This window comes from Actinokineospora auranticolor (genome assembly GCF_041897805.1).
Taxonomy (GTDB): Bacteria; Actinomycetota; Actinomycetes; order Mycobacteriales; family Pseudonocardiaceae; genus Actinokineospora; species Actinokineospora auranticolor.
This window is the reverse complement of the sequence record NZ_CP154825.1, coordinates 1,569,293-1,593,372: the sequence shown is the minus strand read 5'-3', so window position 1 is coordinate 1,593,372 and position 24,080 is coordinate 1,569,293. Positions and strand designations below refer to the sequence as shown.

Annotated in this window: 27 protein-coding genes; 8 read left to right on the top strand and 19 right to left on the bottom strand. The window is 71.1% G+C overall.

Translation table 11 applies throughout. The features are described from left to right. Positions 1–4 precede the first annotated feature (4 nt). From V5P93_RS07585 to V5P93_RS07535, 11 genes are all read right to left on the bottom strand, one after another. A complete protein-coding gene (locus tag V5P93_RS07585; protein WP_104478652.1) occupies positions 5–781 on the bottom strand; it encodes a TIGR03943 family protein in 777 nt (258 codons plus the stop codon). Then, positions 778–1,803, bottom strand: a complete 1,026-nt coding sequence (locus V5P93_RS07580) for a permease (protein ID WP_104478651.1) — start codon at positions 1,801–1,803, stop codon at positions 778–780. Before V5P93_RS07580 ends, V5P93_RS07585 begins: the two co-directional genes overlap by 4 nt. A 1,188-nt stretch (positions 1,804–2,991) precedes the next feature. After that, on the bottom strand, positions 2,992–3,402 hold the full coding sequence (locus tag V5P93_RS07575) for a hypothetical protein (protein WP_104478650.1): 411 nt from the start codon (positions 3,400–3,402) through the stop codon (positions 2,992–2,994). Further along, positions 3,399–4,250 (bottom strand): isoprenyl transferase, encoded by an 852-nt coding sequence (locus V5P93_RS07570; protein WP_104478649.1) that lies wholly within the window; start codon positions 4,248–4,250, stop codon positions 3,399–3,401. Before V5P93_RS07570 ends, V5P93_RS07575 begins: the two co-directional genes overlap by 4 nt. Before the next feature lie 97 nt (positions 4,251–4,347). Further along, positions 4,348–5,115, bottom strand: coding sequence for a DNA repair protein RecO (recO, locus tag V5P93_RS07565; protein WP_104478648.1), 768 nt, complete (start codon positions 5,113–5,115; stop codon positions 4,348–4,350). Positions 5,116–5,142: 27 nt separating this feature from the next. Further along, positions 5,143–6,051 carry a GTPase Era gene (era, locus tag V5P93_RS07560; RefSeq protein ID WP_104478647.1) on the bottom strand — a complete coding sequence of 303 codons (909 nt, stop codon included), beginning with the start codon at positions 6,049–6,051 and terminating at the stop codon, positions 5,143–5,145. Positions 6,052–6,055: 4 nt separating this feature from the next. After that, positions 6,056–6,397 carry a hypothetical protein gene (locus V5P93_RS07555; protein ID WP_104478646.1) on the bottom strand — a complete coding sequence of 114 codons (342 nt, stop codon included), beginning with the start codon at positions 6,395–6,397 and terminating at the stop codon, positions 6,056–6,058. Continuing rightward, on the bottom strand, positions 6,394–6,729 hold the full coding sequence (locus tag V5P93_RS07550) for a cytidine deaminase (protein ID WP_104478772.1): 336 nt from the start codon (positions 6,727–6,729) through the stop codon (positions 6,394–6,396). Before V5P93_RS07550 ends, V5P93_RS07555 begins: the two co-directional genes overlap by 4 nt. After that, a complete protein-coding gene (locus V5P93_RS07545; RefSeq protein WP_245931199.1) occupies positions 6,722–8,068 on the bottom strand; it encodes a hemolysin family protein in 1,347 nt (448 codons plus the stop codon). The genes V5P93_RS07550 and V5P93_RS07545 overlap by 8 nt, the downstream gene beginning before the upstream one ends. A gap of 6 nt (positions 8,069–8,074) precedes the next feature. Continuing rightward, the gene (gene ybeY, locus V5P93_RS07540; RefSeq protein WP_104478771.1) at positions 8,075–8,614 is read right to left on the bottom strand and encodes an rRNA maturation RNase YbeY; all 540 of its coding nucleotides are present in this window, start codon (positions 8,612–8,614) and stop codon (positions 8,075–8,077) included. A 46-nt stretch (positions 8,615–8,660) separates the two neighbouring features. Beyond that, positions 8,661–9,716 carry a PhoH family protein gene (locus V5P93_RS07535; RefSeq protein WP_104478645.1) on the bottom strand — a complete coding sequence of 352 codons (1,056 nt, stop codon included), beginning with the start codon at positions 9,714–9,716 and terminating at the stop codon, positions 8,661–8,663. Positions 9,717–9,838: 122 nt separating this feature from the next. Between V5P93_RS07535 and V5P93_RS07530 the strand changes: the two genes are divergently transcribed. Further along, positions 9,839–10,180: a histidine triad nucleotide-binding protein gene (locus V5P93_RS07530; RefSeq protein WP_104478644.1), complete on the top strand. Its 342-nt coding sequence runs from the start codon at positions 9,839–9,841 to the stop codon at positions 10,178–10,180. Positions 10,181–10,544: 364 nt separating this feature from the next. Here the strand turns inward: V5P93_RS07530 and V5P93_RS07525 are convergent, their stop codons facing one another. The 6 genes from V5P93_RS07525 to V5P93_RS07500 all read right to left on the bottom strand — a co-directional run bounded on the left by V5P93_RS07525 (position 10,545) and on the right by V5P93_RS07500 (position 16,045). Then, on the bottom strand, positions 10,545–11,279 hold the full coding sequence (locus V5P93_RS07525) for a 16S rRNA (uracil(1498)-N(3))-methyltransferase (RefSeq protein ID WP_104478643.1): 735 nt from the start codon (positions 11,277–11,279) through the stop codon (positions 10,545–10,547). Continuing rightward, positions 11,276–12,430 (bottom strand): molecular chaperone DnaJ, encoded by a 1,155-nt coding sequence (gene dnaJ / locus V5P93_RS07520; RefSeq protein WP_104478642.1) that lies wholly within the window; start codon positions 12,428–12,430, stop codon positions 11,276–11,278. Before dnaJ ends, V5P93_RS07525 begins: the two co-directional genes overlap by 4 nt. A 63-nt stretch (positions 12,431–12,493) precedes the next feature. Next, positions 12,494–13,516, bottom strand: a complete 1,023-nt coding sequence (gene hrcA / locus V5P93_RS07515; protein ID WP_104478641.1) for a heat-inducible transcriptional repressor HrcA — start codon at positions 13,514–13,516, stop codon at positions 12,494–12,496. 104 nt (positions 13,517–13,620) lie between these two features. Beyond that, the gene (locus V5P93_RS07510) at positions 13,621–13,893 is read right to left on the bottom strand and encodes a hypothetical protein (RefSeq protein ID WP_146107985.1); all 273 of its coding nucleotides are present in this window, start codon (positions 13,891–13,893) and stop codon (positions 13,621–13,623) included. Between the two features lie 82 nt (positions 13,894–13,975). Then, positions 13,976–14,518, bottom strand: coding sequence for a nucleotidyltransferase domain-containing protein (locus V5P93_RS07505; protein ID WP_219823941.1), 543 nt, complete (start codon positions 14,516–14,518; stop codon positions 13,976–13,978). A 318-nt stretch (positions 14,519–14,836) separates the two neighbouring features. After that, entirely contained in the window at positions 14,837–16,045 is a 1,209-nt protein-coding gene (locus V5P93_RS07500) for a cytochrome P450 (RefSeq protein WP_104478638.1), read from the bottom strand. A 75-nt stretch (positions 16,046–16,120) separates the two neighbouring features. Between V5P93_RS07500 and V5P93_RS07495 the strand changes: the two genes are divergently transcribed. Beyond that, positions 16,121–16,744 (top strand): TetR/AcrR family transcriptional regulator, encoded by a 624-nt coding sequence (locus V5P93_RS07495; protein ID WP_104478637.1) that lies wholly within the window; start codon positions 16,121–16,123, stop codon positions 16,742–16,744. A 79-nt stretch (positions 16,745–16,823) separates the two neighbouring features. Here the strand turns inward: V5P93_RS07495 and V5P93_RS07490 are convergent, their stop codons facing one another. Then, positions 16,824–17,027, bottom strand: coding sequence for a hypothetical protein (locus tag V5P93_RS07490; RefSeq protein WP_374066461.1), 204 nt, complete (start codon positions 17,025–17,027; stop codon positions 16,824–16,826). Between the two features lie 603 nt (positions 17,028–17,630). Continuing rightward, entirely contained in the window at positions 17,631–18,845 is a 1,215-nt protein-coding gene (gene hemW, locus V5P93_RS07485) for a radical SAM family heme chaperone HemW (RefSeq protein ID WP_104478636.1), read from the bottom strand. Between the two features lie 142 nt (positions 18,846–18,987). Between hemW and V5P93_RS07480 the strand changes: the two genes are divergently transcribed. The 6 genes from V5P93_RS07480 to V5P93_RS07455 all read left to right on the top strand — a co-directional run bounded on the left by V5P93_RS07480 (position 18,988) and on the right by V5P93_RS07455 (position 24,054). Continuing rightward, positions 18,988–19,074, top strand: a complete 87-nt coding sequence (locus tag V5P93_RS07480) for a putative leader peptide (protein ID WP_374066459.1) — start codon at positions 18,988–18,990, stop codon at positions 19,072–19,074. 117 nt (positions 19,075–19,191) lie between these two features. Next, positions 19,192–20,880, top strand: a complete 1,689-nt coding sequence (locus V5P93_RS07475; RefSeq protein ID WP_104478635.1) for a nitrite/sulfite reductase — start codon at positions 19,192–19,194, stop codon at positions 20,878–20,880. 37 nt (positions 20,881–20,917) lie between these two features. Continuing rightward, positions 20,918–21,076 (top strand): Insertion element protein, encoded by a 159-nt coding sequence (locus V5P93_RS07470; protein WP_104478634.1) that lies wholly within the window; start codon positions 20,918–20,920, stop codon positions 21,074–21,076. Further along, positions 21,073–21,759, top strand: a complete 687-nt coding sequence (locus V5P93_RS07465) for a phosphoadenylyl-sulfate reductase (RefSeq protein ID WP_104478633.1) — start codon at positions 21,073–21,075, stop codon at positions 21,757–21,759. Before V5P93_RS07470 ends, V5P93_RS07465 begins: the two co-directional genes overlap by 4 nt. A gap of 10 nt (positions 21,760–21,769) precedes the next feature. Next, the gene (gene cysD, locus V5P93_RS07460) at positions 21,770–22,717 is read left to right on the top strand and encodes a sulfate adenylyltransferase subunit CysD (protein ID WP_245931198.1); all 948 of its coding nucleotides are present in this window, start codon (positions 21,770–21,772) and stop codon (positions 22,715–22,717) included. Further along, entirely contained in the window at positions 22,717–24,054 is a 1,338-nt protein-coding gene (locus tag V5P93_RS07455; protein WP_104478631.1) for a sulfate adenylyltransferase subunit 1, read from the top strand. The genes cysD and V5P93_RS07455 overlap by 1 nt, the downstream gene beginning before the upstream one ends. Positions 24,055–24,080 lie beyond the last annotated feature (26 nt).

The following is a 24,080-nucleotide window of genomic DNA, read 5'->3' as shown; positions in this document are numbered from 1 at the left end:
CCCGCTACTCGTACGGGTTCTCGGGTTGGGTGATCGGCGTGAAGCCGGTCGGGATCAGGGTGGGGACGTACTCCGTCGCCTCCGTGGCCGAGCCGGGCTGGACGTGGCCGGTCACCTCGACCCAGGTGTCGTTCGCCAGCGCCTGCTCGGGCGGGGTGTCCAGCCGGACGCGGACGGGGAGGACGTCGGCGGCGCAGCAGGCGATGGACAGCCGGGCCAGGTAGGTGGTCGGGCCCTGGTTGACGATGAACGCGGTCAACCGGACCTCCCGGCCGTCCAGCGAGTTGCCGGAGTCCCAGGCGGCGCGCGCGGCGAAGTCGCTCATCGTCAGCGCGACCGGGTCGCCCGGGGCCAGCGGGGAGAACAGGATCTTGTCGGCGGCGCCGGAGGAACGGGTGACGGCGGCCCGGTTGTCGCCATTGGCGACCGCGTCGGCGCCGAGGGCCGGTGGGGCGATGAGGAAGATCGTCAGGACCGGGACGAGCAGGAGCCAGGCGCTGCGCGCCGTGTGGTTGTGGCCGTCGTGTTCGTCGTCGTGGCTGTGGTCGTGGGTGTCGGGTGACGATTCGTCCGGCTGGGACGCGGCGGCGGCCGGGGTGGGCCGCTTGAACACGTCACGGGCGATGGAGACGGCGGCCAGCAGGAGCATGACCGCGCCGCCCCCGATCAGCCAGGGCTGGTGGGCGGGCTTCACGTACAGCAGGTAGGCGCCGGTAAAGCTGATCTTCAGCAGGGCGCCGCCCGCGAGGATCAGCAGGATGTTCTGGGTCTCGCGCCTCATCCGGCACCTCCGAGCAGGATCACGCCGGGGACGACGGCGCAGACCACGGCCACCACGAACGTCGCCGGGGCGAAGCGGACGGCGAACGCGCGGCCGAAGGTGCCTGCCTGCAGGGCGAACAGCTTCACGTCGATCGCGGGTCCGACCACCAGGAACACGAGCTTCGGCAGCAGCGGCATGCCCGCGATGGACGCCGCTACGAACGCGTCCGCCTCGCTGCACAGGGCGAGCAGCACCGCCAGGACGGCCATCACGACGACGCCGAGCACGATCTGCTCCCCCAGTGTGTCGACCCATTCGCGGGGGACGGCGACGTTGAGGGCGGCGGCGATCAGGGCGCCGATGACGAGGAAGCCGCCCGCGTCCACGAGGTCGGCGCGGGAGGTCTCGAAGAACAGCCGCCAGCGGGTGCGGCCCGCGGGTTCCGGCAGCCTGCGCAGGGCGCGTTCGATGATCCACTCCGCCTTGCCGAACCTGGCCCACAGCCAGCCCATGACGATCGCGGTGGCCAGCGAGCCGATGAGGCGGGCGACCACCATCTCCGGGTTGTTCGGGAAGGCGACGTTGGTGGCGACCAGCACCACGGGGTTGACCGCGGGCGCGGCCAGCAGGAAGGCCAGCGCCACCGAGGTCGGCACGCCCTGCTGCATCAACCGCCGCGCGACCGGCACGGCCGCGCACTCGCACGTCGGCAGCGCCACCCCGGCGACCCCGGCGACGGGTACGGCTATCGCCTGCTTCTTGGGCAGCAGCCGGTTGAGCACCGAGCCGGGCACGAACGCCGCGATGGCACCGCTGATGAGCACACCGAGCACGAGGAACGGCAGCGCCTGCACGCACACCGCGACGAAGATCGTCGACGCGGTCCGCAGCCGGGGCACGTCCAACCACGACGTCAACCGTCCCTGCAGGAGCAGCGCGACGACCAGGAGGGCGCACAGCACCTCCAGCGAGGTGATCCGCCACTTCCGCGCCGCGGCGGGCTCGGCGACCTCGACCGGCGCTTCCGGCGGCGCGCTCACACCGACCTCGGCCGGGAAACTGGTGACTGTGCGCGCATGCTCCAATACCTCACGCCGCGAATGATGCCAGCCCGCCAACCCGCGCGGGACCCGCCCCTTGAACTTTGTTCACCGATGTTTGCCAGCGACTTCGCCCCACACGTGGGAACGTCCGACCCGACCAGCACCCCTTCGGCCAGCCGTGACGGAGCGTCCCCAATCCGATCAAGCCCACACTGCCCGAAGGGGCACTCGGACAAGGGTCCGCCAACCTGGATCGCACAGAGGTGGCGCGAACCCGCCCCCACCGTCTCCGCCCACACCGACCTCGCCCCCGTCCCGTTCTTCGGGTCGCCGCAGCACGACAGACGCGGCGCGGCACCGCGAATTCGATCATGCTCCAACGCCCGCGAGGGGTCCCCTCCCTGGGGGAACCCCTAATTTCAAGCGTAGAAGTGAGGGCGGGCGCACGGGAGTGGTCAGGCCGAACCGGTGGACAACTCCGGCCTATGTGGACAAGTCCGCTCCCCGGCGAGCCGAGCAAGATCCACAACGGGGGTTCGGAGGAGCCGGTGGGAGACCGCCCGCTCGATCTGACGCGCGGAGTGCGCGAATCGCAAGACCAAGTCCCTCGGCAGCGGCAGTACGGCAACCGGCCCGCCAGAGCGGAGGCGGAGCCCAGGGGCCGATGCGGTAGCGGCGATCTCGGGCGGGCGGCGACCAATGCCGCTTGCCACAGCACCGCCCCGGGCCGGCCGAGGCGATGCGGCGAAACGGCTTGGGTCCCGGCTCGCCAGAGCGGGTGCGAGAGCCCAGCGGCCAAGCGGCCGCGGCGGATCTCGCCCGCGCAGGCGGCGAGCAATGCCGATTGCCACAGCACTGCCCCGGGGCGGCCGAGGCAATGCCACGGAACGGCTTGGGTCCCGGCCCACCAGAGCAGGTGCGAGAGCCCAGCGGCCAAGCGGCCGCGGCGGATCTCGCCCGCGCAGGCGGTGACCAATGCCGATTGCCACAGCCCAGCCCCGGGCTGGCCGGGACGATGTGGCGGAACGGCTTGGGTGGACCGGGTCGATGCGGGTCGGACAGTTTCCACACGACGTGGTCAGAGGCGCTGGTGGACGCCCGTTCGGCCTGGTGCGCGGATGGTTGTCGGGGTCGATCGTGACGCGGTCGAAGGAGTCACCCAGCAGGCAGGTCGTGCGAGGAGGCTTAGGTGGCGGTTGGTTGGCCCAGGAGTTCCGTGCGGAGTTGGGACGCGGTGGAGACCACGAGCATGAGCAGGGTGCCCAGGGCGGCGGCGGTGAGGCCGTCGGCCGGGAAGGTGTAGCGGAGGGTCACGTCCATCCCGCGTTCGGTGTGGACGACGCCCAGCGTGCCGAACAGGCCCTGCCCCGCGCGCTCGGCGGCGGAGACGGCCAGGGACGGGTCCTCGGGCAGGTCCCACGCGACCACGCACGTCAGGGTGAGGACGGTGAGGCCCTCCACCAACTCCATCGCCTGCACGGCGCAGGGGACGTCCGCGTGGCGGAAGGTCAGGGCGCCGTCGGTGTCGACCGCGACGTCGTGGAAGGACTCCAGGGCCTCGCGGGCCTTGGTGAGCAGCGCGTGCTCGACGGTCATTCGTCGTTCTCCTCGTCCTTGAGGCGGGCGGCCACGTCCGCGGAGTCCGCCGCCTTGCCGAAGCGGCGGTCGCGGCGGGCGTAGGTCTCGATGGCCTCCCACAGGTGGACCCGGTCGAAGTCGGGCCACAGGTGGTCCTGGAACACCAGCTCGGCGTAGGCCGACTGCCACAGCAGGAAGTTGGACGTGCGCTGCTCCCCCGACGGACGGATGAACAGGTCCACGTCCGGCATCTCGGGGTGGTACATGTGCCGGGCCAGCGTGCGCTCGTCGACCTTCTCCGGGTTGATCTTGCCCGCGGCGGCCAGCCGGGCGATCTCGCGGGCGGCGTCGCCGATCTCGGCGCGGCCGCCGTAGTTGACGCACAGGGCCAGGTGCAGCAGGTCGTTGTCCTTGGTGATCTGCTCGGCCACCTCCAGCTCGCTGATCACGCTGCGCCAGAGCTTGGGGCGGCGGCCCGCCCAGTGCATGCGCACGCCCAGCTCGTCCAGCTCGACCGTGCGGTGGCGGATGACGTCGCGGGAGAAGTTCATCAGGAAGCGGACTTCCTCGGGGCTGCGCCGCCAGTTCTCCGTGGAGAAGGCGTACAGCGACAGCCACTTCACGCCGATCTCGATGCAGCCGCGGGCCGCCTCGACGACCTGGGCCTCGCCGCGCTTGTGGCCCTCGACCCTGGTCAGACCGCGCTGGTTGGCCCACCGGCCGTTGCCATCCATGACGATGGCGACGTGCTGGGGCACCAGTTCCCGCGGGATCGCGGGTGGACGGGCACCGGAGGGGTGCGGTTCCGGGGGTGAGATCGGCCGCCCGGCGTCACGCCTGCTTTGGGTCCGCCGCCTACGCAGCACCGCACAACTCCTTCACACACCGGGGACCTAAGACTCGACGACACTACTAACCCGACCGCCGCCCCCCGAAATCGCCGTCCCACCAGGGCAACGGTGACTACTCGGCTTCGCCGGCCGACTGGCGTCCCACGAACGGGCGTCGCTCGACCAGGGGAAGCGATCGCAGTTGGCGTTCCAGGTGCCACTGCAGCAGCGCCGCCACCAACCCGCTGGCCTCGCGCCGGGTCGAGTCGGTCGCGCGTTCCGCGCTGTCCCACCGACCATTCGCCAACGAGTCCATCAGGTGCAAGACCTCGTACGGCGGACTCGCCGACCCAGGTGGCTTGCACCGCAGGCACACCGACCCACCCGCGTGGACGTTGAACGCGCGGTGGGGTCCTGGATCGCCACACCGCGCGCATTCGGTAAGAGCCGGTGACCAACCCGCGAAAGCCAACGCGCGCAAGAGGAACGCGTCGAGCACGAGGGACGCGTCGCGCTCCCCGTCCGCCAAGGCGCGCAGCGCGCCCGCCACGAGCAGGTAGAGCCGGAGGACGGGTTCGCCCTCTTCGGCGGACATCCGGTCCGCGGTCTCCAGGATCGCGCAGCCCGCGGTGTAGCGCTGGTAGTCGCCCACGATGCCCGCGCCGAACGCGTCCAGCGTCTGCACCTGGGTGATCACGTCAAGCGTGCGCCCGGTGTAGAACTGCACGTCGACGTGCGCGAACGGCTCCACCCGGGCACCGAGCCGCGAGGTCGTGCGGCGCACCCCCTTGGCCACCGCGCGGACCTTGCCGTGCTTCTGGGTGATCAGGGTGATGATCCGGTCGGCCTCACCGAGCTTCTGCACGCGCAGCACGACACCGGTGTCGCGGTACAGGCTCATCCGCGCATTGTCCCACGACACGGGTGCTCAGAAGCCGAGCCGGCGCAGCTGCTTGGGGTCGCGCTGCCAGTCCTTGGCGACCTTCACGTGCAGGTCGAGGTACACGCGGCTGCCGAGCAGCCCCTCGATCTGCTTGCGCGCCGCGGAGCCGACCTGCTTGAGCCGCTCGCCCCGGTGCCCGAGCACGATGCCCTTCTGGCTGGGCCGCTCCACGTACAGCACCGCGTAGACGTCGATCATGTCGTCGCGGCCCTCGCGCGGGTTCATCTCCTCGATGGTGACCGCGATGGAGTGCGGCAGCTCGTCGCGCACGCCCTCCAGCGCGGCCTCGCGGACCAGCTCGGCGACCAGGGTGGCCTCGGGCTCGTCGGTCAGCTCGCCGCCCGGGTAGAGCTGCGGGCCCTCGGGCAGCCGGGTGACCAGCAGGTCGGCCAGGGTCGACACCTGGAACCCGTCGACGGCCGACACCGGCACCAGCTCGGCGAACTCCATGACGTCCTGCAGCGCCACGAGCTGCTCGGCCACCTGCTCGGGCCCTACCAGGTCGGTCTTGGTGACGATGCCGATGACCGGGGTGCGCTTGGCGACCTTGGCCAGCTCGGCGGCGATGAACCGGTCGCCGGGCCCGACCTTCTGGTCGGCGGGCACGCAGAGGCCGACCACGTCGACCTCCGACCACGTCTCCCGGACGATGTCGTTGAGGCGTTGGCCCAGCAGCGTGCGGGGGCGGTGCAGGCCCGGGGTGTCGACGATCACCAGTTGGGCGTCGTCGCGGTGCACGATGCCGCGGATCGCGTGTCGGGTGGTTTGCGGTTTGTTCGAGGTGATGGCGACCTTGCTGCCCACGAGCGCGTTGGTGAGCGTGGACTTGCCCGCGTTGGGCCTGCCGACGAAGCAGGCGAACCCGGAACGGTGGCCATCGGTGGAGCTGCTCACCGGCTCATTGTCTCCCGGCCGTCCCCGGTGCTTGCACGCGGTTCAGTTCGAGGGTCTCCGGCAGCGGTGCGACGCCCGGTCCACCGGCGGTCAGCCAGGCGTCGATGTCGTCCACGACGGCGTCGTCGAGCACGAAACCCAGGTACACCGGCTTGGCGCCCCTGGCCTGCACGACGACCACGTTGGAGGTCTCGCAGGTGTCCAGGCACTCGGCCACGCGGACGGTGCCGCCGTGCCGGGCGGCGATCTCGCGCAGGCGGTTCAACTGGCGGTAGTGGTTGACCGTGGGGTGCTTGCGGACGGTGCCGCAGCAGCAGTCCCGGCAGACGGTGACGCGCAGGCTCACCGGAGCACGTCGACGACGGTTCCGGCGGTGTCCGCGCGCAGCACGGGCGCGTCGGCGGTCAGGTCGCGCACGGCGGCCAGCGAGTCGGCGTCGACGGCGTCGGCGCCGGTGACGACCGCGGCGGCCTCCAGCCCCTCGGCGCCGCTGGCCACGGCGGCGGCCACGGCGGCCTGCAACGCGGTCAGCTTGAGCGACGGCAGCGCGACGGTGGCCGCGGTGTAGGTGCGGCCGTCGGTGTCGCGCACGGCGGCGCCCTCGGCGGCCCCGGTCCGCGCCCGGCTGGACCGGGCCAGGGTGACGATCTTCGCGTCCTCCGGGTCGAGCTCAGCCACGCCCACCGCTCCTCTCCCACTGCTCCGCGACGGCCCGTTCGCCGTCCTCCCCGTCGCCGTCGGTCCCGGGGGTCGCCACGGGCCGCACGACCACGGAGGTGATGCGCACCCGGCCGCGGTTGTCCTTGCCGCCCTCGGCCCGGAACCGTAGCCCGGTGATCTCCGCTTCCGCACCCGGCAGTGGCACACGTCCCAGCCGCTGGGCGAGCAGGCCGCCGACGGTCTCCACGTCCTGGCCCTCCAGTTGGAGCCCGAACAGCGCGCCGAGGTCCTCCACCGGCAGCCGGGAGCTGACCCGCACGGCGCCGTCGTCGAGGTGCTCGACCGGGGGTCGGTCGTCGGTGTCGGACTCGTCGGTGATCTCGCCGACGATCTCCTCGAGGATGTCCTCGATGGTGAGCAGCCCGGCGGTGCCGCCGTACTCGTCGACGGCGATGGCGATGTGGTTCTTCGACACCTGCATCTCGCGCAGCAGGTCGTCGAGCCGCTTGGTGTCGGGCACGAACGCCGCGGCGACCATCACGACGGCCACCGAGGTGGGGGTGGTGCCGCGGTCGAGCCCGGACCGCACGAGGTCCTTGAGGTTGACCACGCCGACGATGTCGTCGACGCTCTCGCCGATCACCGGGATGCGGGTGTAGCCGGTGCGCAGGGACAGCGCGAGGGCCTGGCGGACGGACTTGGTCTGCTCGATCCACACCATCTCGGTGCGCGGGACCATGACCTCGCGGGCGATGGTGCCGCGCAGCTCGAACACCGAGTGGATCATCTCGCGCTCGTCGGCGTCGACCACGCCGCGCTCCTGCGCCAGGTCGACCAGCTCGCGCAGCTCGACCTCGGAGGAGAACGGGCCCTCGCGGAAGCCGCGGCCGGGGGTGATGGCGTTGCCGACCAGGATCAGGAACCGCGACAGCGGGCCGAGCACCGAGCCGAGCACCCGCACCGGGCCCGCGGCGATGAGGCCGACGCCGTAGGGGTGCTGGCGGCCGATGGTGCGCGGTCCGACGCCGACGAGGACGTACGACACCACGATCATGCCCAGCGCGGCGACCAAGCCGGCCAGCCAGCCGGGTTCGATGGCGCGGGCGCAGACGGTGGTGACCAGCACGGTGGCGGCCAGTTCGCAGCTCAGCCGCAGCAGGAGCAGCAGGTTGATGTGCCGGGGTCGTTCGGTGACCACGGCCAGCAGCTGCTTGGCCCCGGTGCGCCCGGCGCGCACGAGCCCTTCCACGCGGGCCTTGGACACCGCCGACAGCGAGGCGTCGGCGGCGGCGAAGACCCCGGCGGCGAGCACGAGCAGGATGGCGACGACGAGCAGGCCGACCGAGTCCGCGGGCACCGCGGGTCAGTCCTCGGGGTCGGCGAGGCCGACGGCGCCGAGCAGCTTGTCGTCCTCGACGCGCTGCGCGGCGCGGCGCTTGGCGTCGGCGGCGGCGGTGCGGAAGTCGGCGAGGATGCGCTTCTGCAACGCGAACATCTCGCGTTCCTCGGCGGGTTCGGCGTGGTCGTAGCCGAGCAGGTGCAGCACGCCGTGCACGGTCAGCAGGTGCAGCTCGTCGATCAGGCTGTGCCCGGCGGTGCGCGCCTGGTCCTTGGCGAAGGCCGGGCAGAGCACGATGTCGCCGAGCAGGGCGGGCCCGGACTCCGACGCGTCGGGGCGGCGGGCGGAGTCGAGCTCGTCCATGGGGAAAGCCATGACGTCGGTGGGACCGGGCAGGTCCATCCACCGCTCGTGCAGGTCGGCCATCACGTCCAGCTCGACGAGCAGCACGGACAGCTCGGCGAGCTTGCTGACGTTCATCCGGTCCAACGCGAACCGGGCCGCCGCGACGATCGACGCCTCGTCGACCGCCACCCCCGACTCGTTGGCGATCTCGATACTCACCGGACCATTGTCCTCGACACCGTCCGCACCGTCGCGCAGGGCCGCCCTAGCGGCCTTGCCGCCTGCCACCGGCCCGCACGGGCCCGCGTCGCGGGTCCTCGGCCTCGTCCTGCGCCACCTGCCACCGCTCGTAGGCGTCGACGATGGCCCCGACCAGGCTGTGCCGGACCACGTCCGCGCTGCTCAGCTCGGCGAAGTGCACGTCGTCGACCCCGCCGAGGATGTCCTTGACGACCTTCAACCCGCTGCGCTGCCCACCGGGCAGGTCGATCTGCGTCGTGTCACCGGTGACCACGATCTTCGACCCGAACCCCAACCGGGTGAGGAACATCTTCATCTGTTCGGGCGTCGTGTTCTGCGCCTCGTCCAGAATGATGAACGCGTCGTTGAGCGTCCGCCCACGCATGTACGCCAGCGGGGCGACCTCGATCGTGCCCGCCTGCATCAACCGCGGGATCGTCTCCGGGTCGATCATGTCGTGCAACGCGTCGTACAGCGGCCGCAAATACGGGTCGATCTTCTCGAAGAGCGTCCCAGGCAAGAACCCGAGCCGCTCCCCTGCCTCCACCGCGGGCCGCGTCAGGATGATCCGAGAAACCTGCTTGGCCTGCAACGCCTGCACGGCCTTCGCCATCGCCAAGTACGTCTTACCCGTACCCGCGGGCCCGATCCCGAACACGATCGTGTTCGCATCGATCGAGTCCACATACTTCTTCTGGTTCAACGTCTTCGGCCGGATAGTCCGCCCCCGCCGAGACAGGATGTCCAGGCTGAGCACCTCGGCGGGCGACTCGGCGGTCCCAGCCGACAACATCGCCACAGTACGCCGAACGGTGTTCGGATCGATCTGCCCTCGCCCGGCGAGCGTCGTCAACTCCCCGAACACCCGCTCCGCGAACGCCACGTCCGCAGGCGCCCCCGACAACGTCACCTCGTTGCCACGAACATGCACGTCGGCGTCGAGCAACTCCTCCAACAACCGCAGGTTCTCATCCCGCGACCCCAACAACGCCAACACAGCGCCTTCCGGGACCGCGAACCGAGACTGCGCGTCACGGGCAGGTGTGGACTGGCCGTTACCCCCAGGTGCAGTACCCGTCACGTGCTCTCGGCCCTACCTTCTGCGCCCCGCGCTCCACCACCAGTACGCCTCGATGCTAGCCCTCCCACCACCCCCAACGCACCGGAGAAACCAAGCCACAACTCCTCGCTAGGGTGCGACCCATGAGCGACTGCCTCTTCTGCAAGATCGTGGCCAAGGAGATCCCGTCCACCCCCGTCTACGAGAACGACACGGTCTACGCCTTCCACGACATCAACCCGCAAGCCAAGGTTCACGTCCTCGTAGTCCCCCGAGAACACCACCAGGACGCCAAAGACCTGGCAGGCAACCCCGACCTACTGGCATCGGTCCTGCTCGCAGGCACAGAAGTAGCAAAAACCGAGGGAATCCTGGAGTCCGGCTACCGCTTCGTCTTCAACACCGGCGACGACGCCTGCCGAACCGTCTTCCACGCCCACCTACACGTACTAGGCGGCGAACAACTAACAGCCTTCGGCCGCTAGCCCACTCCCCCAACGCGCTCCGCGCGCTCCACACGTTCCGCGCCCACGCGTTCCGCGCCCACGCGTTCCGCGCCCACACGCTCCGCGCCCACACGCTCCGCGACCGGACCACGCTGGTTCCGCCACCCATCGCACCGTGGGGGGGTTTGGGGGGCTCGGCCCCCCAATATTGGGCGCGGCTAAAGGCGAAGGTGTGCTCACCGAAGTCGCCGAGGAAGCCGCGCGGGCGGTGAAGCCTGGGGGTCGCTCCACCGCCCCGCGCGGCGCCGCCGGACCGAGGGGGGAGGTGTCCGGCGGTAGTCAGGCGAATGCGCTTCGCGATAACTGAAACGCTTTGCGGATAAAGGGTAAACCCTGCACGGACTCAGCGCCAGCGGGCGGTTAGGGCACCTAGGGCGCCCAGTGCGACCGCCGCGGCGGTGGAGGTGCGCAGAACGGTGGGTCCGAGCCGTACCGCTCGCCCTCCCGCCTGTTCAAGGGCTTGGATCTCTTCGGGTGCCACGCCGCCTTCGGGGCCGACGACGAGGACAAGATCACCCGATTCGGGTAGCGCCAGTTCGGCCAACCGGGTGGCCCGATCGGCCTCCAACACCACGCCCAACTCGCTCGCGCGGACCAGTTCGGCCAGTTCGGCCAACCCGACCGGTTCGGGTACCTCGGGGACCCAGGCGCGGCGGGCCTGCTTGGCGGCTTCACGTGCGGTCGCACGCCATTTCGCCAGGGCTTTCTCGCCGCGCGGGCCGTCGTCCCAGCGGGCCACGCACCGGGCGGCGCGCCACGGCACGATCACGTCGGCGCCCGCCTCGGTGGCCAGTTCGACCGCGAGTTCGCCGCGGTCTCCCTTGACCAGTGCCTGGACGACGACCACCCGGGGCCGCGGCGGTGGTTCGTCCCACCGTTCGGCGACCGTCAGGTCGAGGCTGTCCTTGCCCGCCGCGACCACGGCGCACCGGGCCACGGCGCCGCGGCCGTCGGAGACCAGCAGTTCCTCGCCCGCGCGCAGCCTGCGGACGGCCGCCGCGTGCCTGCCCTCGGGCCCGTCCAGGGTGAACGCCGGGCCCGGGGGCAGCGCGTCGACCAGGAACAGCGCCAGGGTCATCGGGTGTGGCGGGAGCGCAGCCGGGAGAACAGCCCGCCCGCGCGACCGTTCGCGCTGGCCAGGGTGTGCTCCTCTTCGCCGCGCAGGGTGGCGAGTTCGCGCAGCAGTTCGGTCTGCCGGGCGTCGAGCCGGGTCGGGACCTCGACCTCGACGTGCACGTGCAGGTCGCCGCGCCCGTCGACGCGGCCGGTGGAGCGCAGCCGGGGCAGGCCGCGGCCGGACATGACCAGTTGGGTCTCGGGCTGGGTGCCGGGTTCCAGTTCCAGTTCGACGGTGCCGTCGAGGGTTTCCAGCGGTACGACGGCGCCGAGCGCGGCGGTGGTCATCGGGATCCGCAGGGTGCAGTGCAGGTCGGCGCCTTCGCGTTCGAAGGTGGCGTGCTGCAGTTCCTCGACCTCGACGTACAGGTCACCGGCGGGGCCGCCGCCCGCGCCGACCTCGCCCTGGCCGGAGAGGCGCACGCGCATGCCGTCGGCGACGCCGGGCGGGATCTTGGCGGTGATGGTGCGCCGGGCGCGCACCCGGCCCTCGCCCGCGCACTGGTGGCAGGGGTCGGGGATGACCTCGCCGAGGCCGCGGCAGACCGCGCAGGCGCGGGCGGTGACGACCTGGCCGAGGAACGACCGCTGCACGGATTGGACCTCGCCGCGTCCGCCGCAGGTGTCGCAGGTGATCGGGGAGGTGCCCGCGGCGCAGCCGTTGCCGCGGCAGACGTCGCAGAGGATCGCGGTCTCGACCGCGATGTCGCGGCTGACGCCGGTGGCGCACTCCTCCAGGGTCATCTGGATGCGCAGCAGCGCGTCGGAGCCGGGCTGCACGCGGCTGCGCGGGCCGCGCCCGCCGCCGCCCGCCGCGGCGCCGAAGAAGGCGTCCATGATGTCGCCGAGGCCGAAGCCGCCGAACGGGTCGCGACCGCCCCCGCCGCCGCCCGCGTTGCCCAGCGGGTCGCCGCCCATGTCCACGATCTTGCGCTTCTGCGGGTCGGACAGGACCTCGTAGGCCGCGGTGACCTCGCGGAACCGGGCTTGCGCCGCCTCGTCCGGGTTCACGTCCGGGTGCAGTTCGCGCGCGAGCTTGCGGTAGGCGCGCTTGATGTCCTCAGCGCTCGCGTCCTGCCGCACCCCGAGAGTGCCGTAGTAGTCCCTCGCCACCGTGTCCAGTCCTCCTGCCCCGGGCGGACCCGGGGACGCGTTGTTGCCTTCGCTCGGCCAGCTTTATCGACCGAGGATCTCGCCGACGTAGTTCGCCACCGCGCGTACCGCGGCGATGTTGGTGGGGTAGTCCATCCGGGTGGGGCCGACCACGCCCATGCCCCCGAGGAGGGCGGCGCGGGTGCCGTAGCCGATGGAAACGACCGAGGTGCTGCGCATCTCCTCGGCCTCGTTCTCCTCGCCGATGCGCACCGAGATCATGCCGGGGTCCGCGGTCGCGGCGAGCAGCTTGAGCACCACGACCTGCTCCTCGAGCGCCTCCAGCACCTGGCGCAGCGAGTGCGGGAAGTCCGCGGCGCTGCGGGTGAGGTTGGCGGTGCCGCCGAGCACCAGCCGCTCCTCGGGGTGTTCGACCAGGGACTCGACCAGCACGGTGGCCAGCCGGGTCATGACCTCGCGCAGGTCGGCGGGGGCGGTCTCGGGCAGTTCGGCGACGCTGGCGGCGGCGTCGGAGAGCCGCTTGCCCGACAGCGTCGAGTTGAGCATGGTGCGCAGCCGGGCGACCGATTCGTCGGTGATGACGTCGCCGAGGTCGGCCATCCGCTGGTCGACCCGACCGGTGTCGGTGATCAGCACCAGCATGAGCCGGGCGGGGGTGATGCTGACCACTTCGACGTGGCGCACGGTCGAGGTGGTCAGCGTCGGGTACTGGATCACCGCCACCTGGCGGGTCAGCTGGGCGAGCAGCCGGACGCTGCGGCGCATCACGTCGTCGAGGTCGATGGCGCCGTCGAGGAAGCTCTGGATGGCCCGGCGCTCGGCGGTGCTCAGCGGCTTGACCTCGCTGAGCCGGTCGACGAAGAGCCGGTAGCCCTTGTCCGTGGGGATGCGGCCCGCGCTGGTGTGCGGCTGGGTGATGTAGCCGTCCTCCTCCAGCGAGGCCATGTCGTTGCGCACGGTCGCGCTGGACACGCCGAGGCTGTGCCGCTCCACGATCGCCTTGGACGCCACGGGCTCGTGGTTGCTGACGTAGTCGGCGACGATCGCGCGCAGCACCTCGAACCGGCGTTCGTCCGAACTGACCACGGGCCACCTCCCTCGTCCACGAGCCCCGCGAACAAGTTTACGGAGGGCGGCGCGGAGCCGGTCGGTCGGTTTACCCCGGTTGGTCGGCCTGCGGTGCGGACGGCTCAGCGGGCGTGCTCCAGGTTGCGCAGCGCCGCGGACGCCGCGATGCGCACGATCGGGTCGTCGTGGCCCGCCGCCCGGGTGATGATCTCGGTGCCGCCGGACCCACCGATGCGGCTGGCCAGGTAGATCGCCTTGCAGGCGAGCACAGTGTCGTCGGTGGTGGCCAGCTCGGCCAGGTGCGGCAGCGCGTCGGGGCCCAGTTCGGTCGCCGCGTCGAAGTCGACGTCGGCGCCGGTCAGCCGTTGGCGGACCTCTCGCATGGTGACGAGCATCGCGGTCACTCCTCGGGTCGGCGGTCGCGCCCGGGCACGCGGGCGCTGCCAAGAAGAGGTGCGTCGGCCGTACCAGATACGGTCACTCGGTCAAGTGGGGCCGAAAGTCCCGAACTCCCCCATCGAGCGCGGCGAGGAGCAGCGCGATGTCCCCGGCGTCCTTCGGGCGCCTCCGCAGGCCGGGGACCCAGACGGGCATCATCCGCTTGATCTCGACCTGCGCCCGGGGGTGGACCACCCGGGCGGTAACCCCACCGAGCGTGGCGCGCGGGCCGTCGAGCAGGTCGGCGGGCCACCGCTCGCCCGCGTACGGGCCTGCCGGGACGACCGGGGCACCGGTCGGATCGGTGCCGAAGTAGGCGACGCCGTGCTCGACCCCGTCGCGGGCGAGGTCGGCCTGCGCCTCGGGGACGCCGCTGACCAGCCGGGAGTGGCCCGCGGCGAGCAGGGCGTCGACGAGCCGGGGTGCCTGGTCGACGTGGACGAACCAGTCGACGTCGACGTGCGGGCGGGTGACGCGGCCGAGGAAGAAGTCCATGGCCCAGCCGCCGCGCAACCACACGTCGACACCGATGCGGTCGGCGAGCGCCACGACTTCGGCGATGGCCGCGAGTTGGAGGTCCACGCGGGGATGATCGCGACGGGCCGGGTGCCGTGGCCAGCGGATATCGGGTGGGAAGGTTGGACCGGTGCTCGACCGCGTGGCCGGGTGTGCGCGTGCGGAGGTGATTCCCGCCTCCATCGAGGTCGGCGCCGTCGCACGCCGATCTGGAGCAGACCCGCGCGTACCTGCGCGGCCTGCCCGGCGTGCGGGAACCGCGGGACCACTGCGTCAACGGCATGCCCCCCGCAACCCACCGGTTGATCACCGAGCGGGTCGGCAGCGCTGACGCGGCGCTGACCGGTGCGGGCGCCGCTCCCCCGAGTGGCGCCCGCGTCCGGGTCACACCGAGACCGGGACCTTCGCCGCGCCGCGCAGGTTGATGCGGCCGTTCCAGGTCACGTCACCGGCGAGGGCCAGGTCCGGGAAGCGCTCGACGAGCCTGCCGATGGCGACGCGGCCCTCGAGGCGGGCGAGCGCGGCGCCCAGGCAGTGGTGCGGGCCCGCGCCGAAGGAGACGTGGTGGCGGGCGTTCTCGCGGTCGAGCCGCAGGTCGGCGGCGTCGGGGCCCCAGAACAGCTCGTCGGTGTTGGCCCCGGCGAGGTTGGCCAGGACGAAGGTGCCCGCCGGGATCTCCGTGCCGCCGACGGCGAACGGCGCGGTGGTGATGCGCCTGCTCAGCTGCACCGGGCTGTCGTAGCGCAGCAGTTCCTCGACGGCGTTGCCGATCAGCGCCGGGTCGGCGCGCAGGGCGGCCAGCTGGTCGGGGTGGCGCAGCAGGGCGACGACGCCGTTGGAGATCAGGTTGACCGTGGTCTCGTGCCCGGCCACGTAGAGCAGCACGACCTGGGAGACCAGCTCGTCGTCGCTGAGCACGTCGCCGTCCTCCTCGGCGCGGATCAGCGCGGTCAGCAGGTCGTCGGCCGGGTTGGCGCGCTTGTGCTCGATGACCTCGGCGACCATGGCGGACAGTTCCTGGTCGGCCGCGTAGACGCGGATGGCGTGCTCCGGGTCGGGCAGCGGTTCCAACGAACGGACCAGCAGCCCGGTCAGGTCGCGGACCCGGTCGGCCTCGCCCGGCGGCATGCCCAGCATCCGGTTGATCACGGTGAAGGGCAGCGGGAAGGCGAGTTCGTCGACCAGGTCGCCGCCGCCGCCCGCCGCGGCCAGCCGGTCGAGCGCGGCGTCGACGATGCCGGTGACGTCCGGTTCCAGCGCGGCCACCGCGCGCGGGGTGAAGACCTTGGTGACCAGGCGGCGCAGCCGGGTGTGGTCGGGGGCGTCGCGGTCGAGCATGGACAGGCCGCCGCCGCGCAGGTCGCGGTCCCCCACGGCCTCCCGGATCGCGTCACGGGCCGGGTGCGGGGCGAGGTGGCGGTTCTCTACCGAGAGCCCCGCGCGCAAGAGGGCGTTGACCTCGGCGTAGGCGCTCACGATCCAGAACCCGAGCGGGTGCTCGTGCACGGGGGCCTCGGCGCGCAGGCGGGCGTACTCGGGGTAGGGGTTCTCGGTGAAGCCGGGAGCGAACGGGTTGAACGGTGCTACCGTCACAAGGTCACCTACTCTGCGTAGTTTACATAACCAGCGTTGGTTACATACGCAGTGTATGCCAGTAAGGTCTGCCCGGTGCCAGTCGTGAAAAGCCGCCGGGAGCAGTACTCGGAAGCGACCCGGGCGGCGCTGATCGCTGCGGCCACCCGGCGCTTCGCCACCGACGGCTACGCGGCGACCGGGCTGGAGGACGTCGCCGCCGACATCCAGGCCACCCGCGGCGCGGTCTACCACCACTTCAGCAGCAAGAAGGCCTTGTTCGAGGCGGTGCTCGAGGTGCTGGAGGGCCAGTCGACCGAGCGGATCGGCTCGGCCTACCGCGCCGCCCCGGACCGCTGGGCAGGCGCGATGGCCGCCCTCGACGCGTTCCTCGACCAGTGCCTCGACCCGGTCTACAGCCGGGTCGTGTGGCGGGAGGGACCGATCGCGATGGGGTGGCACGGGTGGCACCAGACGGAGCAGAAGTACGCGTACGGGACGATCACGCTGATCCTCGGCGAGATGCTGGCGGACGGCCTGCTGGCGCCGATGCCGCTGAGGTCCCTGGCGGACGTAGCCTTCAGCGCGATCGGCGCCGCCGGGCACGGCCTGGCCGAGGCCGCCCCGACCGACCAGACCCGCCTCCGCGCCGAGTACCGCGACGTCCTCATCCGCATGATCACCGGCTTGCGCGGCGACGCCGAGCAGACGGCGACCTAGACCTCCCGCCAAGCCCCTCCGCACGCCCGCGCAGGGGTCCCCCGCTATAGGGGAAGCCCTAATTTCAAGCCTATGAGGCTTATTCAGCGGCATAGGAATAGAGGCTGACGACCGCAGAGATGGTCTCGGTGAAGGTGTCGACAGGGCGTCGATAGTCGGTGTGGAGAACGCGCCGGGTCTTGAGTTGGGCAACAGTGCGTTCGACCACGACTCGGATGGAGTTGTGGTATCGGTTGAACTCTCTTTCTCGGTCGGACTGCTTCCTGTTTCGAGGTTTCCTGATGGGGGTCAGGATGCCGCTGTCGATGTAGCCCTTGTGGCCGAGTCAGGTACTGGGGTCGCGACCGTCGAGAGTTCGTGAGGCCTTCAGGCCGACGATGTCGTTCCGAGATCCCGACATGGGATCGGATACCCATCTCAGTCGCCCGCCAGCGTGCACACGACCTGGACGTTGAGCCCGGTCGTGCGGTGTTCCCCGAGGACAACTCCGGGCGCGAGGCCCATGACCAGCACGGCAGCAGCGCCAACGTCACCACCACCGAGCGATACAACCCCACAATTGGTGGCCACCGACGAACCGACCCTCCGGTCGCACAATGAGCGAGAGAGCATAATTCCTCGATGCGACCCCGAGCGAGATCGGCGGTTTGATACATAAAGGCGGTCCGTTTGTTTGAGAACTAGGTGCGGCAACTGAACTCTCTCAAACGGGCCGCCGCCATCTCACTTCGGGCGGTCAGCATGGGTCGTGAATAAGCCGCCATCGGGGTTCGGGCTCGCGGAAGAGTGGTCGCCGTGGCCGGTGGGCAACCTCGGCGCATGTGGACAACTCCGCCGAGCACGATCCACACCGGCGCGGCGGTGGGCGCCGAGTCGCGCCCACAGGTCAGGTGAGGCGGCGGACGACGGCGTCGGCGAGGAGTCGGCCGCGCGGGGTCAGCACGCAGCGGCCCGCGGCCAGGGCCGAGTCGTCCAGCAGGCCGTCAGCGGCGGCGGCCCCCGCCTCGGCTCGACCGGAGTCGGTCAAGGCGTCGACCGGCAGTCCCCCGGCCAGCCGCAGCTCCAGCAGGATCCGTTCCACCCGCTGGTCCTCCGGGGTCAGCACCTCACGACCGAACGCGGGTGAGAGTCCCTCCGCCAGCAGGTCGGCGTAGCGGGCCGGGTGTTTGACGTTCCACCAGCGCACCCCGCCCACGTGGCTGTGCGCCCCCGGACCCGCCCCCCACCAGTCCCCGCCCAGCCAGTACCCCAGGTTGTGCCTGCACCGGGCCGCCGCCGACGCCGCCCAGTTCGACACCTCGTACCAGTCCAGCCCGGCCGCGGTCAGCGCCGCGTCGACCTGCTCGTACCGGTCGGCCAGCACGTCGTCCTCCGGCATGGGCAGCTCCCCCCGACGCACCCGCCGGGCCAGCGCCGTGCCCTCCTCGACGATCAGCGCGTACGCCGACACGTGGTCGACCCCGGCTTCCAGCACCGCGTCGAGCGAGGCCGCCAGGTCCTCGGGCCGCTCCCCCGGCGTCCCGTAGATGAGGTCGAGGTTCACGTGCGCGAGTCCCGCCGCCCGCGCCTCCCGGGCCGCCGCAACCGCGCGGCCCGGGGTGTGGGTGCGGTCGAGCACCGCGAGCACGTGCCGCGCGGCCGACTGCATGCCCAGCGACACGCGCGTGTACCCGGTGGCGGCGAGGCCGTCGAAGAACTCCGGGGAGGTCGATTCGGGGTTGGACTCCGTCGTCACCTCCGCGCCCGGTGCCAGGCCGAACACGCCGCGTACCGAGTCCAGCACGGCGGTGAGACCGTCCGCGCCCAGAAGGGACGGGGTGCCGCCGCCGACGAACACCGTCTCGGCCGCGGGCGGGTCACCCAGGACCCGGGCGGCCAAGTCCAGCTCGCGCCGTAGACCTTCCAGCCAGGAGGACGGGGAGGCGGAGGTGCCCAGTTCGCCCGCGGTGTAGGTGTTGAAGTCGCAGTACCCGCAGCGGGTCGCGCAGAACGGGACGTGCACGTAGACGCCGAACGGCCGCGTGCCCACTCCGGCGAGCGACCGCGCGGGCAGTGCGCCGTCGGGCGGAGCGGGTTCACCCTCGGGGAAAGCTGCGGCCACCCGCCCATCCTCCCAGGTGCCCGGAACAGCCCGACAACCAGTAACGGCGCACTCAAGCGCGGCTCAACGCAAGCTCAGTGAGCCTCGTCCCAGCATCCGGTTGACGGTGGACCATACCGTGGACGCATGGCACGCTGAGCCCATGTCCGCGACCGAAGTCTTCCTGGTGGCCCGCCGCCACGTGGATTTTCGGCGCGTGTCCAGCGCGATGTGCCGTCAGCCCAGCTGACCCGTCGCGCCTCATTCGCATTCAGCAGGCGTCGGGCGCGCCGCTGAGTGATCCCCCGCAACGCCGCCCGGGGTCCCTGCGGAGCGCGCGAGCGCCCCGGCCCCGGAGGAACCACCGGTGTCTCCCACCACACCCCCACCCGCCCGTCCCGCCGCACGCGCGCGCAAGGGCGAGGGCCAATGGGCGCTCGGCTACCGAGAGCCGCTGAATCCGAACGAGCGGTCGAAGAAGGACGACAACCCGCTCAACGTGCGCGCGCGCATCGAGAACATCTACGCGCATGGCGGTTTCGACAGCATCGACCCGGGTGACCTGCGCGGCCGGTTCCGCTGGTACGGCCTCTACACCCAGCGCAAGCCGGGGATCGACGGCGGCCGCACCGCGACGCTGGAGCCGGAGGAGCTCGACGACGAGTTCTTCATGCTCCGCGTGCGCACCGACGGCGGCGCGGTGACGACCGAGCAGCTCACCGTGCTCGGCGAGGTGTCGCAGACCTACGCGCGCGACACCGCCGACATCACCGACCGGCAGAACATCCAGTACCACTGGATCCGGGTCGAGGACATGCCCGCCGTGTGGGCCAAGCTCGAGGGCGCGGGCATGACCACCATGGAGGCCTGCGGCGACAGCCCGCGCGTCATCCTGGGTTCGCCGGTGGCGGGCATCGCCGTGGACGAGGTCATCGACGGCACCCCGGCGATCGACGAGATCAAGCGCCGCTACATCGGCAACCCGTCGTTCTCGAACCTGCCGCGCAAGTTCAAGACCGCGGTGTCGGGCCTGCCGGACGTGGCGCACGAGATCCACGACGTGGCGTTCGTCGGCGTCAACCACCCCGAGCACGGTCCCGGCTTCGACGTGTGGGTCGGCGGCGGCCTGTCGACCAACCCGATGATCGGCCAGCGGCTGGGCGCGTGGGTGCCGCTCGACGAGGTCGCCGACGTGTGGGAGGCGGTCATCAGCGTCTTCCGCGACTACGGCTACCGCCGCCTGCGGCACCGCGCCCGGATCAAGTTCCTGGTGAAGGACTGGGGTCCGGCGAAGTTCCGCGAGGTCATGGAGACCGAGTACCTCAAGCGCGCGATGCTCGACGGCCCGGCGCCCGAGGTCCCGGCCGTGCCGTACGACCACGTCGGCGCGCACCGGCAGCGGGACGGCAAGTTCTACGTCGGCGCCGCGCCGATCGCGGGCCGGGTGTCCGGGTCGACGCTGGTCGAGGTGGCCAAGGCCGCCGAGCGCGCGGGCTCGAACCGGGTGCGGTTCACCCCGCAGCAGAAGCTCGTCGTGCTGGACGTGCCCGAGTCCGAGGTGCCCGCGCTGCAGGCCGACCTGGTGAAGCTGGGTCTGCACAGCAAGCCGTCGCCGTGGCGGCGCGGGGTCATGGCCTGCACCGGCATCGAGTTCTGCAAGCTGGCCATCGTCGAGACCAAGGGCCGCGCGGTCGACCTGGTCGACAAGCTGGAGACCCGGCTCAAGGACATCACCGACGGCATCACGGCGCCGATCACCGTGCACATCAACGGCTGCCCGAACTCCTGCGCCCGCATCCAGACCGCCGACATCGGGCTCAAGGGCCAGATCGTCACCGACGACGCGGGCAACCAGGTCGAGGGCTTCCAGGTGCACCTCGGCGGCGGCCTCGGCCTCGACGCGGGCTTCGGCCGCAAGCTGCGCGGCCACAAGGTCACCGCGGACGAGCTGCCGGAGTACGTCGAGCGGGTCGTGCGCCACTACGTGGCCCAGCGCGCGGCGGACGAGCGGTTCGCCCAGTGGGTGCTCCGCGCCGACGAGAACGACCTGCGATGAGCGCGCCGGTGGGAACTTTCCCAGGGCGGGAGGCGGAATGAGCGAGCGAGCGACCCCGTTCTACTGCCCGTACTGCGGTGACGAGGACCTGCGTCCGCAGGAGGAGCCGCACGCGGCCTGGCTGTGCACCGCGTGCCGCCGGGTCTTCACGGTCAAGTTCATCGGACTGAATCTCTCCGGGGAGGCGGCACAGTGACGACCACGTACCAGGAGTTAGCGACGAGAGCCGAGCACGAGCTGGCGGAAGCCACCGCGGCGGAGGCGCTGGCCTGGACCGCCGAGACCTTCGGCGACCGCTTCATCGTCGCGTCGAACATGCAGGACGCGGTGCTCATCGACCTGGCGTACCAGGCCAGGCGCGAGATCGACGTGCTCTTCCTGGAGACCGGCTACCACTTCGCGGAGACCATCGGCACGCGCGACGCGGTCGCCGTGGTCTACCCGGAGGTGCGGATCGTCAACGCGGAGGCCGCGCAGTCGGTGGCCGACCAGGAGGCCGAGTTCGGGCTGCTGAACCAGACGGACCAGACGAAGTGCTGCTTCCTGCGCAAGGTGGTGCCGCTGCGGGACACCCTGGCGCGCTACGACGCGTGGGTCACGGGTGTGCGCCGGGTCGACGCGCCCACGCGCGCCAACACCCCCATCGTGCAGTGGGACGACCGCAACGGGCTGGTGAAGGTCAACCCGATCGCGGCGTGGTCCGACGACGAGTTCAACCGGTACATCGCCGACCACGGGATCTTGGAGAACCCGTTGGTGCAGGAGGGTTATCCGTCGATCGGCTGCGCGCCGTGCACCGCGAAGCCGCTGCCGGGCCAGGACGCCCGCAGCGGCCGCTGGGCCGGGCAGGCCAAGACCGAGTGCGGATTGCACGGGTAGGGACGAATTCATGACTGAGACAACCGAGTCCGTGCGACAGTCCACTCCGCGTCCAGTGGGTACCGAACCACTGGACGCGTTGGCGCGCCTGGAGTCCGAGGCTATCCACATCTTCCGTGAGGTGGCAGGGGAGTTCGACCGACCGGTAATCCTGTTCTCCGGCGGCAAGGACTCCACTGTACTGCTTCATTTGGCGGTCAAGGCGTTCTGGCCCGCACCTGTCCCATTTCCGCTACTGCACGTCGATACCGGGCACAACCTCGACGAGGTCATCGAGTTCCGCGACCGCACGGTGGAGCGCTACGGCCTCCGCCTGGTCGTGGCGAGCGTCCAGGACTACATCGATGACGGAAGGCTGGAGGAGCGGGCGGACGGAACGCGAAATCCTCTTCAGACCGTCCCCCTCCTGGATTCCATCACGGGCAACAAGTTCGACGCCGTCTTCGGTGGCGGGCGCCGCGATGAGGAGCGGGCCCGCGCGAAAGAAAGAATTTTCAGCCTACGCAATTCCTTCGGTCAGTGGGAGCCGCGTCGTCAGCGTCCCGAATTGTGGAACCTCTATAACGGCAGGCACCGCTCCGGCGAACACGTTCGTGTGTTCCCGCTGTCCAACTGGACCGAACTGGACGTCTGGCGCTACATCCAGCGCGAGGCGATCGAACTGCCGTCCATCTACTTCGCGCACACCCGTGAGGTGTTCCAGCGCGACGGTATGTGGCTGACGGCAGGTCCCTGGTTCGGTCCGCGCGCGGATGAGCCGGTGCAGGAACTGACTGTCCGATACCGGACAGTCGGGGACGGATCGTGCACCGGTGCCGTGCTGTCCGAAGCGGCCGATCTGGACGAGGTCATCGCCGAGGTGTCGGCGAGCAGGCTGACCGAGCGCGGCGCGACCCGCGCGGACGACCGGCTGTCCGAGGCCGCCATGGAAGACCGCAAGCGGGAGGGCTACTTCTGATGTCCGATTTGTTGCGACTGGCCACAGCGGGCAGCGTCGACGACGGCAAGTCCACGCTCGTCGGCAGGCTGCTCTACGACACCAAGTCCGTGCTCGCCGACACCCTCGACGCGGTCCACCGCGCGAGCGTGGACAAGGGACTGTCCACTCCGGATCTGTCGCTGCTGGTCGACGGGCTGCGCTCCGAGCGCGAGCAGGGCATCACCATCGATGTGGCCTACCGCTACTTCGCCACGCCTAAGCGCTCGTTCGTGCTCGCCGACACCCCCGGCCACGTGCAGTACACCCGCAACACCGTCACCGGGGCGTCCACGGCGCAACTGGCGGTGCTGCTGGTCGACGCGCGCAAGGGCGTGCTGGAGCAGACCCGCCGCCACGCCGCGGTGCTGGCCCTGCTCGGCGTGCCGCGGCTGGTGCTGGCGGTCAACAAGATCGACCTGGCGAACTACGACGAGGCCACCTTCGAGGTGATCGCGAAGGAGTTCACCGACCACGCCACCGCGCTGGGCTACCCGGTCGGCTCCGTGCTGTCCATCCCGGTCTCCGCGCTCGTGGGCGACAACGTGGTGGACCGTTCCGCGCGCACCCCGTGGTACGTCGGCCCGACGCTGCTGGAGCACCTGGAGACGGTGCCGGTCGAGCCCGACCCGCACGACGCGCCGTTCCGGTTCCCGGTGCAGTACGTCATCCGCACCAACACCGCCGAGCACACCGACTACCGCGGCTACGCGGGCCAGGTGGCGGCGGGCACGGTCCGCCCCGGCGACGAGGTCGTGGTGCTGCCCTCCGGCAGGCGCACGACGGTGTCCCGGATCGACACCCCCGACGGCGAGCTCGCCGAGGCGGAGGCGGGCCGCTCGGTCACCCTCCTGCTCGACGACGAGATCGACATCACCCGCGGCGACCTGATCGCCACGGTGTCCGAGGCCCCCGCGCCGGTCGACGAGTTCGACGCGACCGTGGCGTGGCTCTCGGACAAGCCGCTGCGCCCCGGCGCGCGCGTGCTGGTCAAGCACGGTGCCCGCACCGTGCAGGCCGTGGTCACCGAGCTGAGCGCCCGCTTCGACGAGCAGAAGCTCGCCTCGGTGCCCAACCCCCAGACCCTGGACCTCAACGAGATCGGCCGGGTGCGGGTGCGCACGGCCGAGCCGTTGCCGGTGGACGACTACGCCGTCAACCGGCGCAACGGTGCCTTCCTGGTGATCGACGCGGGGGATGGCGCCACCCTCGCGGCCGGTCTGGTCGGTGCCGGGCTGCAGGCCCTGGAAGTGGACCCGAACAGCCTCGGCGGCGACGTCGACGCCGAGTCCGGGGACCTCGTGTCCCCCGGTCCTTGATCTACCCCCAGTAGAACCCCTTAGGA